Source organism: Mobiluncus sp. (assembly GCF_034180645.1).
Lineage (GTDB): Bacteria > Actinomycetota > Actinomycetes > Actinomycetales > Actinomycetaceae > Mobiluncus.
Genome location: NZ_JAXFNY010000008.1, coordinates 1 through 17,098, shown reverse-complemented (window position 1 = coordinate 17,098; position 17,098 = coordinate 1). Strand labels below are relative to the sequence as shown.

Sequence of the window (17,098 nt, the reverse complement as noted above, 5' to 3'; positions counted from 1 at the left end):
GTGTTTATTCTCCCCTCTAAGACTGTCGCCGCCGCGGGCCTCGCGTAGTAGCGGCAAAACTGTTTTCTGCCACGAACATGACCAACGCACAAGTCAGCGCCAGCACCACACTCGCGGCGGCGCTCGCCCCTTGTGCCTGCGCGGACGGACGGGAACTCAAAGCAAAAATCGCCACCGGCAGTGTCGGCTCCAGCGGCCTGGCCAAGAAGCTAGTCGCCCCGAACTCCCCCAGAGAAATCGCGAAAGCAAAACCAGCCCCGACCCCGCTGACCCGCGCCAAAACGGGCAGCTCCACCGTGACGAAAGACTGCAGACGATTGGCCCCCAAAGTCGCTGCCGCCTCCCGCAGATGCGGATTGACGGCTCGCAAGGTCGGCAAGACCGAACGCAACACCAGCGGCACCGCCACCACCGCTTGTGCGGCCGCCAGAAACGCCGCGTTAGCGGGCAGGGAAAGCGGCGGAGCCTGCAAAGTTATCAACATTCCGAAACCCACCGTAACCGCGCTGACGCCTTGGGGAGAGGAAAACAGCATATCGAACAGTTCCTGAGCCCCGCGCCACCGCGAGTTCGGCGGCACTCGGCGGGACACGACCAGAGCCACCGATAGCCCCATGACCAGGGAAATCGCGCAGGACAGTAACGCCACCTGCAGGGAATACCCCCACGCTGCCCAAGCCGTACCCGGCAACTGCGCCACGATTCCTGGCTGGCCCAATGCCCGATAGTTCGCCAGCGTCCAGCGACCCGCCAAACGCAGCGAAGCCACCACCATGAAAATCAGCGGCAGGGCCACCAACAGAATCCCGAAACCGGTCAAGACCAGCGCGAAAGCGTCCTCGCGGCGCACCCGCCGAGGTGGCACGGTGCGCAACGCCCCCGCACGTTCAAAACGCGCCCGCGCGACCCCATTAATACCCAGAGCCGCCAACACGATGAGAATCTGTAGGATAGACAAAACCGCAGCTCCCGAAAGATTGAGGTAACTGGCGGTTTCAAGGTAAATCTCGACTTCCAACGTCGTGATTTTTACCCCGCCCAGCACCCGAATCAGGCCGTAAGACGTAATGCAATACAGAAACACCAGGGAAGCCGCAGCAAAAATCGCCGGACCCAGCCGCGGCAGGGTCACGGTCAAAAACGCCCGGGCCGGACTGGCCCCGAGCGCCCGCGCCGCTTGTGCGGGACGCGGATCCAAACGCGTCCAAGCGTTGCCGACAATCCTCGCGACCAGGGAAAAGTTAAAAAACACCATCGCCAAGATAATCGCAGCACGGCTCTCGGACAGACCCAGGAAACCCAAGGGTGCTCCCGGCCCCAACAAATTCTGGAATGCCACCCCTACGACTACCGATGGCAACACGAAAGGCACCCCGGTGAGGGTGCGCCACACTCGACGCCCCGGGATCCGCAGCCCGTAGAGCACCCAAGCCCCGGCGACACCCAGGAAAACTGAGAATATGGTCCCCAGCAAACCCATCTCCAGGGTCCAAAACAGGGTCGTCCAGGTCCGGGTTCGACCGAGCATCTCGCGCAAAGCCCCGCCGAAGCCAGCACTCCCGCCAGAACCCAAACCAGCCGCCGTACCGCTCAAACCCAGGCCGATAATCCGCAGGGTCGGCCACAGAAAAAACAGCCCCAGGAAGGCCAGCGGCAGGAAAACCATCACCGCTATAGCCACCCTGGGGGCTGTTTTTTCCATTTATCGCCTTTCGAACGCTCGGGACGACTAGCCCATAATCGAGGCCCAGGAACGCACCCAGGCTTCGCGGTTCTTAACTACGTCAGAAACTTTCAGCATGGCCGCCTGTCCCGACGGGGCGCCGAACTTGGCCAACGGTTCGGGCAGCTGCACCGTATCCAACACCGGATACATATAGTTGTTCTCGGTCAGGTCCTTTTGCGCCGTTTCCTCGGTCAGGAACTGGACCAACGCCGCGGCACCCGCCGGGTTCTTGGCGCCCTTCAGCACCCCGGCGTATTCAATCTGCTGGTAGCAAGTCGCCGGCACATTACCGATGGTGGAAACGCTCCCGTCATCGCTGACTGCCCAAGCCGGGGAGGAAGCATAGGACACCATGATGGGGTAAGCCGCGCTGCCGTTGTCATTGGAACCCGCCGTAAAGTCAACGTTGAACGCATCATCCCATGAGCTCACGGCCTTTACCCCGTTATCTTTCAGGGACTTCCAGTAGTCCATCCACCCGTTTTCGCCCTTGGCATTGATAGTGGACAGCAGGAAAGCCAGGCCCGGCGTGGAAGTGCGGGGATCCTCTACCACGGTGAGGTTTTTGTATTCAGGTTTCGCTAGGTCGTCGAAGGTTGCCGGGGGCTGCTGGCCTTTCTTTTGGAAGTAGGCGACATCGTAGTTCACGCAAACCTCGCCGCGATCCACGGGAACCAACTGTTTCGAATCCCCGCGTACCTTTTGCACGCTGGGAGCGAGCTTCCCGGTAAAATCCGCCAAAGCGCCGGCATCAACAGCGGCCTGAGCGGTGTTGTTATCAAAGCCGAACACAGCGTCGCCCAACGGCGCATCTTTGGTCAAAATCAGTTTGTTGGTCAGTTCTACCCCATCGCCGTTCTTAACCACCTTTAACTGGTAACCCGTTTTGTCGGTAAAGGCGGCGGCGGTTTCATCGCTCAGGGGGAATGAATCATAGGTCACAAGGGTTACCGTGCCGCTGGACGTGTTTTTGTCAGTTCCCGGGGTGCTGGTGGCGCTGTCGGCCGGACGCGAATCGCTGCAGCCCGCCAGAAAAGCCGCGCACAGCCCTGCTGCGGCCAACGCTGCCAAAGTCCGGGACGAGGCTGGTCCACGAGTAATAGAAAACATAACTGCCCTTTCTAAAATCAGTAAGAGCAGGGGAAAAGTTCGCGTCCTGGGCGGCGCGAACCGAGATTTACTCGACTTCCTCGGCAACATTACTTGCCTGGTGCGAGGGTCTGCCCGCTTCATGCAACGCAAAAAGCCACGGCACTCTCAGCGAATTTCGCTCCCCTGTCGTGCCTCTAAGTATATGCCATCGCCAGACAAAATCTGTGGGCGCGCCGATTTGGCGGACACCTGGGCGAAAGGTAAAAATAGAATGGTAAATATGTATAAATTTTTGCCTTGCAGGAGGTTCCGGAGTGTTTAATGATTCGCAGTCAGTAATTAATTTTGTGAAAGAGAAAAACATTCGTTTCATCGACGTGCGCTTTTCCGACCTTTACGGAACTATGCAGCACCTCACTATCCCCACAAATATGTTGGAGGAAACACTTACTGACGGAATGATGTTTGACGGGTCGTCCATTAATGGTTTCACCGCGATTCATGAATCCGACATGAAACTGATTCCCGACCCCACCGCGGCTTTCGTCGATCCGTTCCGCCGGGAACCGACCCTGGTGCTGTATTCCTCTATCGTGGATCCCTTTACGAACGAACCGTTTTCCCGCGATCCGCGCGGCGTGACCCAAAAGGCGGAGGCGTATCTCAAGTCCACTGGCATCGCTGATACGGCATACCTGGCTCCCGAACCGGAGTTTTACCTGTTCGATTCCATCCAATTTCGCACCGATCCGCACGATACTTTCGTAAAAATCGGTTCGCGAGAATCCCCCGTAACCTCGGGCGATTGGGAGGACGGGCACAACTTGGGCAACAAGATGCCATTCCAAGCCGGCTACGTCCCCGTCCCCCCGATGGATGCCACCGCCGACGACCGGGACGCCATTGTGCGCGTCTTGCAAGAGACTGGTTTTGAAATCGAACGAGCTCATCATGAAGTCGGGGCTTCGGGTCAACAGGAAATCAACTACACCTATTCCACGCTGCTGCACGCTGCGGACAATCTCACAGTGTTCAAATACATCGTGAAAAACAAAGCTATCGAACTGGGCAAGACCGTAACTTTCATGCCCAAGCCCTTGTGGGGGCAGGCCGGTTCGGGAATGCACTGCCACGTGTCACTGTGGAAAGACGGTAATCCCCTGTTCTACGGTGAAAACGGCTATGGCGGTCTGTCTGACCTGGCACGTTGGTTTATCGGCGGGTTGCTACGTCACGCGGCCGCGATTCTGCCGTTTACGAATCCGTCCATTAACTCTTTCCGCCGCCTGGTGCCGGGCTTTGAAGCCCCGGTGAACTTGGTGTATTCGGCGCGTAACCGGTCGGCTTGCATTCGCATTCCGGTCACCGGGACTTCCCCGAAGGCCAAACGCGTCGAGTACCGCGTACCCGATCCTTCGGCGAACCCCTACCTGGCTTTCCCCGCGATTCTGATGGCGGGCCTGGACGGGATTCGCAATCGTATCGAGCCGGCCGAGCCTATCGACAAAGACCTTTACGAGCTGCCCCCCGAGGAGTACCGCGACATCGACAAGCTGCCGCCGTCATTGGATTTGGCATTGCGCGCCCTGGAGGACGACTACGAGTTTCTCACCGAGGGCGATGTGTTCACGACTGACCTGATAGAGACGTGGATTAGGCTGAAGCGCGAAAATGAGGTGCAAAAGTTATTCGTGCATCCCCATCCGCTGGAGTTTGAACTGTACTACAACTGCTGATAGCTGCCGTTTTTCCGTAGGTTCACAAGGAACCTGGCGCACTTTCGCGTTGCCGTCACCTTTTTCCGGGTGGCGGCGGCGCGTTTTTATCTCTGGGCTTGTCCCGCATCAGCCACGGCCCTATCATCAGCATGATTCCGATAATGGCCGCGAAGCTCAGCGCGACAATTTCCTCTGGAACCACCCCGTCAACAAAAATTCGCATAACGACCAGGGTTATCACCAGCACGCCGCAGAAACTGATGAGGTTGCCGGCTGTGAGGTTGGCGATGCCCAGGTTCAGGTTCAGGCTCTGCTGCAGCCTGGCCCCAAATCCGCTGGCTGCCGCGACTTGGCTCATATACATCGGGTCCTCCGATACACCACTCACGCTGGTGCCTAACTGACCGGCTTTCGGGGCTGGATCTTGAGGTGTCGTCGGGGCTGGCAAAGCGGGTGCAGGGTTAGCGTCGGGGGCTACTGCGGCGTTGCGTGCCTGGTTCTGGGAATGCGCGGCCGCGGTTTTTCCCTCACTAGCGGTTGAAGTAAGTGCCTGAGTGACGGCTTGCTGAGCGTTGGCTTGGGCCGCGTTGGCCTGACGCACCGCCGCTTCGGGCAATGCGGCCGGAACCGCCGGCCCACCGGGAGCACTCGCGGGAGTGCCGGCCGGAGTTGCCGGGGCAGGAGCGGCCTGAGTCTGGGCTCCTTCCGCCCGCAGGGTCGCCGCGCCGGCAGCTGTCTGTGTGGCTGTTTGGGCGCCAGCCTGCTGTGGAGCTGCCGACTGGGCTGTAGTGGCGGTGGCGGGATTTGGGCTGGCCGCGGCATTTGCCGGGGTGGGCAGGGCACTTTGGGCCGTAGTTGCGGCCGCGGCTGTGCCTGGATTTGCGGCTCCCGGCGCGGGTGCGGGGTTCGCGGTGGCTGCAGCCCCGCTGTTTTGAGCCGCGGCATATAGGTTCGCACCCTGTCCGGGAGGAATTATCTGGGCACGACCCAAAGACGTTTGTACCGTGCCGGGAGACACGGTGGATTGGGAAAAGGTTTGCAGCATTCGTGCCAAAGAATCCGGATTCGCACCACCCCTTTGGGCGGCGGCTTGCCCGGCGGCGTTTTGCCAGGCACTGCGGGAGTTTTGCAGTGCGGAGTCCAGGGTGGTGCTGGAAGTTCCGGTGTTGGGCAGCAGCTGAGTTGCTGGAGAAGCGTTGGATTGGGCGGACGCCGGATTGGGCTTTCCGGTAGCGGCCTTGGATGTGTTTTGCGCCGAAGCTAGCCCCGCCACCACATTGGCAATCGCGGCTGAGTTTTGTGGCATCGGCAGACCGGTTGCATTCAGATTTTGCTGGGTCGCCGCTCCCATATTGGCTGCCGCATTGTTGACCGCAGCTTGCGCGTTTTGAGCGGCGGTAGCGGCGTTTTGGGCGGCATTAGCCACATTGGCAGCGTTGGCAACCCCCGGATTTCCCAGCGTAAAGGAGGGGCCGACCGCAGGTATACTCATGGACGCTCCTCCTCTCAATGAAATCTATCTGGCAAATTTCACCCACCGAATGGATAACTCTCACATCGGCACTCCTGGTTTCATTATGAGACTACGCGGTCACAAAGTCCATCATTTCGGCAGATTTGAGCCAAGTGCTATGTCTAACCTTCCGACCCATTTTGCGGTATGTTAAACATATTGATTCAGGAGGCTCTGTTGACCACGAATTATTACGCCACCCCCGCCCAAATCAGCTTGGAACCCAACGATTCCATACCCGCGCTGTTTTTCACCCGGGCACGCCGCACTCCCCAGGCTGTCGTGATGATGCGGCCCCAGCCTTTCGGTGACGGTTGGGAAGAAATCACCGCCTCCACCTTTGCTAACCAGATTATCGATGTGGCACGCGGGTTTATCGGCATGGGCTTAGAGGCTGGGGACTGCATCGGCATTATGGCAGGCACCTCATACGACTGGATTTTATTGGATTACGCTGCCCAGTCGGCTGGCCTGACTGTGGTTCCCATCTATGAAACCGATTCGGCTGCCCAGGTGGACTGGATTTTGGAGGATACCAGGGCGCGTTTTGTCATTACCGAAACCGCAACCCAGACCCGTTTGGTTGAGTCCACTGGACGAGTTGTGGATTGCGGAGTGGCCGCCATCCAGGACGGGGCGCTGGACCAGATTCGTCTCAAGGGAACCAATATTCGCAAACAGGAGGTTCGGAATCGTCTATCCTCGGTCAACCTCGATTCGCTACTCTCCATCGTCTATACCTCCGGAACGACGGGAAAACCGAAAGGCGTGGAGCTGACTCAGCGCAACTTCGTCTATATGGCTCTGATGATTGGGGACAGCCTGCCCGAAGTCGTCGACAACAAAAAGACCCGTCTGCTGCTGTTTTTACCGCTAGCTCACGTGTTTGCCCGTTTCTGTTCCTACACGGTACTCTCCGGGCGCGGCGTGCTGGGCTGCGTCCCAAATGTGAAAAACCTGCTGAATGACCTGCAGTCGTTCCGTCCCACCAGCATGATTGTGGTTCCACGGGTTCTGGAAAAAATTTATACCGCAGCTCAGGTCAAGTCCGGTCGTGGCCTGAAACACACGATTTTCAGCTGGGCAGTGGCGCAAGCCATTCACTACTCGGAAGCCTTGGAGGATCCGAACCGCAAATTTGTCGGATTCCGCTTGCATCGCTCCCACGCGATTGCGGATAAACTGCTGTTTTCTAAACTCCTGGAGCTGATGGGAGGGGACTGCCGGTGGGTCATCAGCGGCGGTGCCCCCCTGGGCGCACGCCTGGGACATTTTTTCCGTGGCTTGGGCCTGACAGTAATCGAAGGCTGGGGTTTAACGGAAACCGCCGGTCCCGTTACCGGTAACCTTCCCGGCAATATCCGAATGGGCAGCGTGGGACGTCCGCTGCCCGGCGTGGAACTAAAAATTGATAGCAGCGGGGAAATATTTGTCCGTTCCGACCTGGTAATGCGCGGCTACCGCAACAACCCTGAGGCGACCCGCGAGGCTTTGGACCCGAACGGATGGTTCGCCAGTGGAGACTTGGGCGAAATCGCCGACGATGGATTCCTCAGCATTACCGGACGCAAGAAGGAACTCATCGTCACCGCCTCGGGAAAGAACGTCTCTCCGGCGCCGTTGGAGGACTCGTTCCGCGGTCACCCCCTGGTTTCCAACGTGGTCGTCATCGGGGACAAGAAGCCGTTCGTGTCGGCTTTAGTGACTTTGGACCGAGAAATGCTGCCCACGTGGCTGGCCAATCACAAACTTCCCCCCATGGATCCGGCGACTGCCGCTGTGCACCCTGCCGTTCAAGAATCTCTGATGAAAGGCGCCCAGCGGGCCTCTGCCACTGTCTCCCGAGCCGAATCTATCCGCAAAGTGCGGGTTATTATCGGCGACTTCACCGTAGACAACGGCCTGTTGACGCCGTCCTTAAAAGTTCGCCGGGAACTGGTAATCCAAAAATACGCCAAGGAAATCGAAGCCATCTACGCCAAATAGACTCCGCGCGGAACAAGGAAGTTAAATCATGTTGGACCCGCGAATGGCGGGTCCAACAAGTGGAGGTTTTGTTATTTAGATTGAACGAATCAGTGTTCAACCGTGGTGGCGCGTCGCCGTGAAGTGACGACTGCGCCAGCCAGCAATCCGACGCCAGCAATCAGGGCCGCGACAGAGAGCAAAGCAGCGTACTGGGCAACGGAACCGGTGCGAGCCAAGGAGCGGCTCAAGCTGCCAGCTTCGGCAACGGTCTGAGCCCGATTTGCTTGCGCCTGCTGAGCAGGAGCTGCCTGCACAGCGGAAGTCTGAACATCGGTGGCAGGAACCACGTTCGCGTTGACTGCCGGAGCTTCAGAAACTGCGGCGTTCAGCAACGGAGTGGCCTGACCGGGAACCAGTGCCGGACCGGCAGGTTCCGGAAGTTCGAACCACACGACCTGGGACTGACCATTCGGGTCAGCTTGCGGGGTGTTTTCGGTCTTGGCCATGGTCAGCAACGGAGCAGGAGCCTGGGGGTCAGGTGTGGCCACCGGAGTGGACACCGGAGCCATCGCGCTGTAATGAGGCACCACGTAAGTGACGGGAACAATTCGCGCCGGGGCGGGCTCAGGAGCCTCAGCCGGCTCGGCGGGAGCAGCTTCCTCCGCTTCTACCCGCGTTTCTGCAGGAGCGGCCTCTTCAGCGGGCTCAGTCTCGGTGGCAGTGCCTTCTTCGGCCGGAGCGGTCTGTTCCTCAGCAGGTTCGGAAACCTCAGTATCAGGGGTTTCAGCAGCTGGCGTAGTTTCCTCCGCGGCTGGCTCTGTACCCGGTGCTGGTTCCGCTCCGAGGCCCGGAGTAGCTTCTTCCGTGGCTTCCTCTGAGGTAGCAGGTTCAGCCTGAGTTTCCTGCGCTTCGGCAGTTTCCTCAGTACCTGCGACAGTAATGTCATTTTCAGTAGCTGTAGCGCCCGCAACTTCGATAGCGGGGTCAGCTTCGATTGCGGCTTGAGTGCCGTCATCCGCGAAGGACGGGGCAAAGCCCATCATCGCAGCTATAAGTAAGCCGCCTCCTGCGGCGTAAAGCTTATGCGAGTTTTTCATGATAGGAGACCTCCATGCTCCAGCGATACCCTGTATATCGCTCCTCAGTCAGCGCCTGACAGTTACCTGTCCGACGGCCAACCTGTACTCATAAGTATAGTCTTTTTTTGGCTTAATGACGCGGATTGGTTGCTGTGCCAAGCACTCCAAAATTTGGTGAAATTATTCATTTCAGTAAGTTTTCAGCTAGGTGACAGGAAAAATCGCTGAATTATCAACATTCAAAACCCTTACAGACGGTAAAAGATAGGAAATTGGTGTGAGCAATATCACATATTGGAGGTGTGGGCGGGAGTGTCATTTGACCTGACATTAAAATGATTTTTGTATTGACATTTACACGTATCGGAAACACATTTTTTAACATAATTGCACTTAGAGCCATATTTCTCAGCCTGAAGTGTCTATTGTCTATTCAAAACACTGAGAAAGTCGAAAATGTGCTGTCCGACCACCAACTCATTTTTCACAGATACTCCGAAAAAACTCAGACATTCAGGAACGCTCGGCGAATTTAAGTGATTTCCCAGCTTGTCCACAGATTTGGGATTAACTCAGGGTGGTTGTCTCGCCGTAACAGCTAATCGTGCGGCGGTATTTGCAAATGTTTATGAGCACGTTTTCAGGCCTACCGTTGGTTTGAATTAATTGTTGATAGCGAACTTTGAGGAAAACATTTATTCTCAGCAATTCGGAAGTCAGAAACTTCCCGGCCGCCACCGCCGATTGTGGGAAACCGCTCGTTAAACAAACTGTCGGGCTGACAGGATTTGAACCTGCGACCCCTTGACCCCCAGTCAAGTGCGCTACCAAACTGCGCCACAGCCCGATTGCCCGAAAAGCAACATAGACACTTTACCCTATTGGGAACCGAAGAAAAAACCGCTGCTGCCTCCGGGAGCCAATCAACTGATAAAGCGTTGAAAAACCGGGAAAATCCCTAACGACCTTTCCGCTTTTCCCGCACCCGCACTCCGATGCGCACCGGAGAACCCACAAAACCGAAAGTCTCGCGCAACCGACGCTCGATAAACCTGCGATATTGGGGATCTAAAAAACCGGTCGTAAACAGGACAAAACGGGGCGGACACACCCCCGCCTGGGTCGCGTAGAGGATACGCGGCTGTTTGCCGCCGCGCAGTGGATGGGGATGAGCCGCGACCAGCTCGCCCAAAAACGCGTTCAAACGCGAGGTTGGGATACGAATCGTCCACCCCTCTAATGCGGCTTGCAACGCCCGCGTAATCCGGTTCGTGTGCCAGCCGGTTTTCGCCGAGATGTTAATCTTTGGCGCCCACGACACGTGCGCCAAATCCGCTTCTTGCTCGTATTTCAGCTCACCCTGACGATATTCGTCCACTAGATCCCACTTGTTGTTCACCAGCACTAAGGCTCGGCCCGCATCGACGACTTGGTTCACGACCCGCACGTCTTGTTCCGTGAGAGGTTCTCCACCGTCCAACAAGACCAGCGCCACATCAGCGTTTTCGATGGCGGCTTGGGTGCGCAACACCGAGTAGTAATCCGCCCCCACGCTGCGTTTGACCCGCCGACGCACCCCCGCGGTGTCTACAAAAACCCACTGCTGCCCGTCCAGCTCCAAAACCTCGTCTACCGGATCGCGAGTGGTGCCGGGAACTTCTGAAACCACGGCTCGTCCCGCCCCGGACAGGGCGTTGAGCAGCGAGGACTTGCCCACGTTGGGTCGACCCACGAGGGCGACCCGTGGCGTAGAGTCCTCGGCACGAGTCACCGGTGTGGCCCCAGCTTCGGGCAGTACCTGCAAAATGGCGTCCAGCAAGTCCCCCGTCCCGCGCCCGTGCAGGGCAGAAATCGGGTAGGGCTGACCCATGCCTAGGTTCCATAAGGCGGCGGCATCGGCCTCTTGCCGCTCCGAGTCGACTTTATTGGCCACCAGCATCACCGGCTTACCCGAACGACGCAGCAGCTTCATTAAACGCTCATCGGTGGCGGTCGCCCCCACATTCGCGTCCACCACGAACAGAGCGGCGTCCGCCAGGTCAATCGCGATTTCGGCCTGATCCGCAACCGCCCGGTCCAGCCCGGAAACCCCCACGTCCCAGCCGCCGGTATCAACTAGGTGGAAGTTGCGCCCGTTCCAGTTTGCATCGTAAGTGACCCGGTCCCGCGTCACTCCCGGTTCGTCCAGCACGACAGCTTCACGGCGGCCCAAAATGCGGTTCACCAGGGTGGATTTGCCGACATTGGGACGACCCACCACGGCGAGGGTCGGCCAGTTTGGGGTGGCGGGCAATCCGGCGGCGTCCAGCGTCATATCCCCGGAGAGTAAATCCAGGTCCTCCGGCTCTAGGTCGTAGTCTTCCAACCCCTCGCGCAACATCGCTTCCCGCGCCGCGTCCGCGGGGTCTACCGTGCCATCATCGACAAAGTTTTCGTATTCCATTTCCGGAAGTTCACCGCTGGGCGCAATCGGATTGGGCTGTTGAGACAGCGTCGTGTCCCCGGTGTCTCCGGTGGTTTCCTCGGTCATTTCTCCCCCGTGCGTAACTGCCTGGCCAGAATCCGGTCCAAGCCTCAATTCGTCGCCTGATCAATCAGACGCATAACCGTATCTAAAGTTTGCGACACGCTCAAATCGGTGGAATCCACCGTGGTCACTCCATCGGCGGCTTTGTGGAAAGAAGTGACTTTGGCATCGCGGGCATCGCGGTCCAAAACCAGGGAGCGTTCCCGGTCCAAAGTTTCACTGCGAGCATCGCCTTGATCTTCCAAAGCCCGCCGACTGACCCGCGTCGCCTCATCGGCCGTCAAAAGAATCCGCACTTGTGCCTCGGGTGCCACCACGGTGGTGATGTCCCGGCCTTCCACCACGATACCGCGAGTGGATTCGCGAGCCTGGGCGATAATGTCGCGCTGTAGCGCAATCAGCGTGGTCCGCACTTCCGGCACACTCGAGACGGCGGACACGATGGTGTTGATGTGGTCCGTGCGAATCACGTGCATGACATCCACGCCGTCCACAAAAATCCTGGGTGCGTGGGGAACCGCGTTGACGGTGAACTTCATGGTCTGCACCGCTGCCGCGATGGCTATGGGATCGTTGAGATCCACGCCGCGGTGTTCCACGCCCCAGGCGGCGGCACGGTACATCGCTCCCGTATCTAGGTATCCCAAGTCCAGGGCTGCCGCCACACTACGCGAAATGGTGGATTTGCCCGAACCGCTGGGTCCATCGATGGCGACCACTACCCCGCGTCCCAAAATTTTTTCGCGCAATGCCTCATAGTTCGCGTATTCCATGCTCCCCTACACTTTCCAAATATTAAGCAACGCTCCAGTATTCCACAGTGAAACCGGTAACGCCCTAAGCAAACCTATCTTACCGACAAATAGGGCCTGTAATGACCCGTTATGCCAAAAACTGCGGTATCGTGCCCCCGGTTCAGACCTCTGCCAGCGACCAGCCCTGCTTCGCCAGATGTTCCATCAGCGGCTCTACCGAAGCCGGCGTCACGTACAGGTAGGCCAGCCCGCGCGCTTGCCCCAAAGAGTGTTCCAGGCGGAAATCCTCCACGTTGATACCGGCAGAGCCCACCTCGTTGAACAAACGCCCCAGGAAGCCCGGCTCATCCGGGACCAGCACTGCCACCACTCCGTACTTCGAGGCGGCATCACCGTGCTTGCCGGGAATCCGGCCCACGCCCTCGTTACCGCGCACCAACACGGTATTAATTGCGCCCACTGCGGGAGAATTCCAGGCGGTGCGCGCGCTATTCTGAGAGGGGTCACAAGGCCGGGTGGGCGGGATTGTTTCGGTCGGATTACCGTCCGGGTTGCCGGCTTCGCGAGGGCCTTCCGGGCTCAGTCCGGCGATGAGAGCCTGCAGGTGACCTTGCAGTTCCACCAGGATTTCGCGCACCGCGGTTTCGTTGCCAGCCAAGATGGCGTTCCACAGACGCGGGTCCGAGGCTGCGATGCGGGTAACGTCGCGCAAGCCGCCCCCCGCTAGTTCTAAAGCGGCCGGAGGGGCCGTCACCAGCAGCCCGGCCATCAAGGATGACACCAACTGAGGCACGTGCGAAACCAACGCTACCGCCCGGTCGTGCTCGTCAGCGTCCAAAGTCAACAGGAACGCACCCAGGTCTGTCCCTAAAGTCCGCGCCGCCAACACCACATCAGGGCGGGTCGCCTGGTGCGCCACCACCACCCAGGGCCGACCCGCGAATAAGTCCGCGGTGGCGGCCCCCACTCCATTCACTTCCTTGCCAGCCATGGGGTGTACCGAGCAATAGCGCGGTGCCGCGGCACTATCCCCCGCCACGACCTCGTGCACCACCGCATCCTTCACGGAACTGACATCAAACACGAAAGCCGCGGGAAACTCCCGCAACGCCGCCAAAACGACACCGGCGGTCACATCGGGAGGGGTAGCGACCAACACTATGGAAGGCACGGGCAGACCCTCGCGCCAGACCCGGCCGGCTCCCAGGCTTTCACCCAAAGCCATCGCCGTTGGGGACGCATCTCGCAGGTAAACGTTCACTCCCGCGCGGCACAGCGCCAAACCAACAGACCCCCCAATCAAACCTGCGCCGATAATTAACACCGGCCCACGCGTACCGACCACGGCGGCACCGGGCTGCGGGGTGGAATGCGGCAAAGTTTCGCTCATAGTCCCACCATTTCTTGCAGGGTGGCCAACTCGTTGCCATGCAGCAGCCGGAACTGGCCTTCTTTCAGACCGTCCAAAGTCAGGTTGGCGATGCCGGTGCGAGTCAGGGCGGACACCGGGTGGCCCACCTCAGAGAGCAGGCGGCGCACCACGCGGTTCTTGCCCGAATGGAGGGTCAGCTGCACGATTGAGGAGCCCTTGCGCACTTCGATGAGCTTAAATTTATCGACTTTCACCGTGCCGTCCTCCAGCTCGACCCCGCGGCGCAGCACCTTACCCAAACCCATCTTGACCTGGCCTTGCACCACCGCAACATAGGTTTTCGGGACTTCGTAAGACGGGTGCATGATTCGGTTCGCCAGCTCACCATTGTTGGTCAACAGCAGCAATCCCGCCGTAGCTGCATCCAATCGACCCACGTTATAAACCCGCTCGGGCAGTTTCGTCACCCAGTCCCCGATGCAGGGACGATCGTCCTCGGGCTGCATCGAAGAAACCGTGCCAACGGGCTTGTGAAAAGCCCAGACCTGCAGGACCGTATCGGTGTGAATCCGCTGCCCATCTACCGTAATCCGGTCCGTAGGCAGGACTTTTACCCCCATTTCTCGCACGGTTTCGCCGTTTATCTGGACGCGGCCCTGCGCAATCAGGTCCTCGCTGGCACGCCTGGAGGCGACGCCGGCACGGGATAATACCTTTTGGAGACGCTCGGGTTCGCTGGTGGCTTCGGGACGGGTCTGGGTTTCAGTTTCCGGCTCGGGCAAGGGCGTGTCGGCACTGGTCACGGTGTTTTTGGTTTCCGACTCAGTCATCTGTACTGCTTTCTGTGTCATTGATTTCGCTGTCTTCCGCACTGCGTTGAGTTTGAGCATCCCACAGCATGTCGGCCGTTTCCGCCGCCAAGACCTGAGACAAATCGGGGTTAGCCGGCATATATGGAGCTAAGGGCGGTAGCTGATCCAGGCTGTCCAGCCCGGTCTGTTCCAGGAAAGCCGCGGTGGTACGGTACAGCAAAGCTCCAAGGTTCGTTTGGCCGCATTCCTCGATGAGCCCGCGCGCCGCCAGGTTACGCATTACCGAATCCACGTTCACCCCGCGAATGGCTGCGACTTGGGCGCGGGTACAGGGCTGTTTGTAAGCCACTACCGCCAAAGTTTCCAACGCCGCTTGTGAGAGCCGACCGGTAGAACCCAAGGTGACGAAGCGCTGCACCAAGGTTTGAAACCGCGGCGCCACGTAGATACGCCACCCGCCGCCGACTTCTCGCAGCTCAAATCCGCGCGGGCGGCCGAACAGGGCTCCCTCCCCGCCTTCACCGCGATATTCCGCAGCCAACCCCTGCAGGGCGGCGTACACCTCTGTTTCCGGGGTCTGCAGGGCTACGGACAACACGTCCACACCTACCGGCGCTTCGGTAATCATCAAAATAGCTTCCAGTGAAGCCCATAATTCTTGGTCGTCGCTCATTCCCATTCGTCCTCAATCTGGGGTTCGGTCTCGGTTTCGCTGGAGCCGACCCAGGTGATAACTAACTTACCTAAAGGATTTTCCTGGGTAAAACTCAATACCCCGGAGCGATACATATCCAGCAGAGCCAGGAATCGCGAAATGATTACCGGCAGTGTTTTGGCGTCTGCCACAAGTTCTTTAAACGTGAGGGTGCGGGCACGTTGCAGACGCTCGGTCAGCACCGCGGTCTGCTCATGAACCGAAACGAGCGGATCGTGCAGGTGGGAGACCAGGACTTGTGGAGGAACCGCGTACAAGGTGCTGGCGGCGCGGCGAGCCAACTCCTCGGGGTCAATCTGGGTTTTCAGTTCCGCTAGGACGTGTTTCAGAGCCGGCTCGTCTCCCGGCACGCGTCCTGTCACCAGTTGAAAGACCTCCAGCTGCTCCTCAACATAGTTCGAGGCTTCTTTATAGGTTTGGTATTGAATGAGTCGGGAAATCAGCAGGTCCTGGGCTTCCAGGAGTTCCAAGTCCTCCTCGCTGTCAGCCATGCCCGGCAAGAGCCGCGCCGCTTTGATGTCCAACAGAGTTGCCGCGATAACCAGGAATTCGGTCGCTTCGGCCAGATTGGGCCATTTGTCCAGGTAAGCGAGGAAATCCGCGGTCACTTCGGCGAGGGCAAAAGCCGTGATGTCCAGTTTGCGTTTCGCAACCAAGTCCGCCAGCAGGTGAAACGGCCCGGTGTACTCGGGTGAATGAACCTCAAAAGCGGGGGTATCCGCCGTGTCCAAGTCTGCCGGTTCTTGGTTGTCCGGTGACGTGACGAGCAGGTTCGGGTCAGGGTTAGGCGACATAGCCCTTAGCTATCACTTCGCGCGCCAAGCGGCGGTAGGCTTGGGCTCCTTCATGGGTGGGGGCAAATTCGGTGATAGGCCGGGTCGCCACGGTAGAGTCGGGGAACTTCACAGTGCGTTTGATGACGGTGGAGAACATTTTGTCTTGGAAGGCTTCGAGCAGGCGTTCCTGAACTTCCTTGGAGTGGAGGGTTCGCGAATCCACCAGCGTCGCCAAAATGCCGTCCAACTGCAGTTTCGGGTTCAACCGGTCACGCACGGTTTCAATAGTCTCCATCAGCAGCGCCACCCCGCGCAGGGCGAAAAATTCAGTAGATACCGGAATAATGACCCCGTGAGCCGCCGTCAAAGCATTGACCGTGAGCAAACCTAGTGACGGCTGGCAGTCAATAATAATCGCGTCATATTCCGGCTCTACTTCCCGCAGCACCCGAGCCAGGATAGATTCCCGCGCCACTTCGTTTACCAGTTGCAACTCCGCGGCGGAAAGGTCAATGTTGGCCGGAATGATGTCGAGGTTTTCCGTGCTGGTGTGGTGAATGACATCGGCAGTCGTCAAGTCGCGGTGCGGGCCGACCATCAGGGAATAGATAGTTGTGTCCATCTCGTGACCGTTAATTCCTAAACCGACCGAAGCCGCGCCCTGTGGATCGAAATCTACCAGCAGTACTTTGCGGCCGTATTCTGCCAAGGCTGCCGCCAAGTTGATGGATGTCGTAGTTTTGCCAACCCCGCCCTTTTGGTTACACATGGCGATAATCCGCGCCGGACCGTGGCCTTTCAGAGGCTTCGGAACGGGGTACTCTTTATCCGTATCAGGAACAGGCATCATCGCGGGTTGGTTAGCATTCACCCTTACAGTTTACCCAAAGTTGTTCCCTTGATATGTCACCACACCACCGCGATGGCTCACTCGCTTCGCGATGCCCCTTCCCGCTTGGAGCTACGGCGGCGCGACGTCCCCCAGACGTCGCTTTTACGCCGCCTCCGCCATCAACGCGATGGCTCACTCGCTTCGCGATGCCAT

13 protein-coding genes and 1 tRNA gene are annotated in these 17,098 nt (G+C 58.6%); 2 read left to right on the top strand and 12 right to left on the bottom strand.

Features of this window, described 5'->3' with window-relative positions:
* Window positions 1-16: 16 nt before the first annotated feature.
* On the bottom strand, window positions 17-1,702 hold the full coding sequence (locus tag SPI05_RS02795; RefSeq protein WP_321075955.1) for an iron ABC transporter permease: 1,686 nt from the start codon (window positions 1,700-1,702) through the stop codon (window positions 17-19).
* Between the two features lie 27 nt (window positions 1,703-1,729).
* Window positions 1,730-2,836 carry a thiamine ABC transporter substrate-binding protein gene (locus tag SPI05_RS02790; protein ID WP_321075953.1) on the bottom strand — a complete coding sequence of 369 codons (1,107 nt, stop codon included), beginning with the start codon at window positions 2,834-2,836 and terminating at the stop codon, window positions 1,730-1,732.
* Between the two features lie 296 nt (window positions 2,837-3,132).
* Between SPI05_RS02790 and glnA the strand changes: the two genes are divergently transcribed.
* Window positions 3,133-4,554 (top strand): type I glutamate--ammonia ligase, encoded by a 1,422-nt coding sequence (glnA, locus tag SPI05_RS02785; protein ID WP_321075950.1) that lies wholly within the window; start codon window positions 3,133-3,135, stop codon window positions 4,552-4,554.
* Between the two features lie 55 nt (window positions 4,555-4,609).
* Here the strand turns inward: glnA and SPI05_RS02780 are convergent, their stop codons facing one another.
* Window positions 4,610-6,028 (bottom strand): hypothetical protein, encoded by a 1,419-nt coding sequence (locus SPI05_RS02780; RefSeq protein ID WP_321075947.1) that lies wholly within the window; start codon window positions 6,026-6,028, stop codon window positions 4,610-4,612.
* Between the two features lie 168 nt (window positions 6,029-6,196).
* Here SPI05_RS02780 and SPI05_RS02775 point away from each other — a divergent pair, with 168 nt between their 5' ends.
* Window positions 6,197-8,035: an AMP-dependent synthetase/ligase gene (locus SPI05_RS02775; protein ID WP_414601959.1), complete on the top strand. Its 1,839-nt coding sequence runs from the start codon at window positions 6,197-6,199 to the stop codon at window positions 8,033-8,035.
* A gap of 89 nt (window positions 8,036-8,124) precedes the next feature.
* Here the strand turns inward: SPI05_RS02775 and SPI05_RS02770 are convergent, their stop codons facing one another.
* The 9 genes from SPI05_RS02770 to SPI05_RS02730 form a co-directional block, all read right to left on the bottom strand.
* The gene (locus SPI05_RS02770) at window positions 8,125-9,114 is read right to left on the bottom strand and encodes a hypothetical protein (RefSeq protein ID WP_321075943.1); all 990 of its coding nucleotides are present in this window, start codon (window positions 9,112-9,114) and stop codon (window positions 8,125-8,127) included.
* Between the two features lie 755 nt (window positions 9,115-9,869).
* Window positions 9,870-9,943 (bottom strand) — tRNA-Pro (locus SPI05_RS02765).
* Between the two features lie 111 nt (window positions 9,944-10,054).
* Window positions 10,055-11,626 (bottom strand): ribosome biogenesis GTPase Der, encoded by a 1,572-nt coding sequence (gene der / locus SPI05_RS02760; protein WP_321076259.1) that lies wholly within the window; start codon window positions 11,624-11,626, stop codon window positions 10,055-10,057.
* Window positions 11,627-11,670: 44 nt separating this feature from the next.
* Window positions 11,671-12,396 carry a (d)CMP kinase gene (gene cmk / locus SPI05_RS02755; RefSeq protein ID WP_321075940.1) on the bottom strand — a complete coding sequence of 242 codons (726 nt, stop codon included), beginning with the start codon at window positions 12,394-12,396 and terminating at the stop codon, window positions 11,671-11,673.
* 142 nt (window positions 12,397-12,538) lie between these two features.
* Window positions 12,539-13,768 (bottom strand): prephenate dehydrogenase, encoded by a 1,230-nt coding sequence (locus SPI05_RS02750; protein ID WP_321075936.1) that lies wholly within the window; start codon window positions 13,766-13,768, stop codon window positions 12,539-12,541.
* A complete protein-coding gene (locus SPI05_RS02745) occupies window positions 13,765-14,601 on the bottom strand; it encodes a pseudouridine synthase (RefSeq protein WP_297346698.1) in 837 nt (278 codons plus the stop codon). Before SPI05_RS02745 ends, SPI05_RS02750 begins: the two co-directional genes overlap by 4 nt.
* Entirely contained in the window at window positions 14,573-15,241 is a 669-nt protein-coding gene (gene scpB, locus SPI05_RS02740; protein ID WP_321075931.1) for an SMC-Scp complex subunit ScpB, read from the bottom strand. The genes SPI05_RS02745 and scpB overlap by 29 nt, the downstream gene beginning before the upstream one ends.
* Window positions 15,232-16,071, bottom strand: a complete 840-nt coding sequence (locus SPI05_RS02735) for a ScpA family protein (RefSeq protein ID WP_321075929.1) — start codon at window positions 16,069-16,071, stop codon at window positions 15,232-15,234. Before SPI05_RS02735 ends, scpB begins: the two co-directional genes overlap by 10 nt.
* A complete protein-coding gene (locus tag SPI05_RS02730) occupies window positions 16,061-16,903 on the bottom strand; it encodes a ParA family protein (RefSeq protein ID WP_282922652.1) in 843 nt (280 codons plus the stop codon). The genes SPI05_RS02735 and SPI05_RS02730 overlap by 11 nt, the downstream gene beginning before the upstream one ends.
* Between the last annotated feature and the right edge of the window lie 195 nt (window positions 16,904-17,098).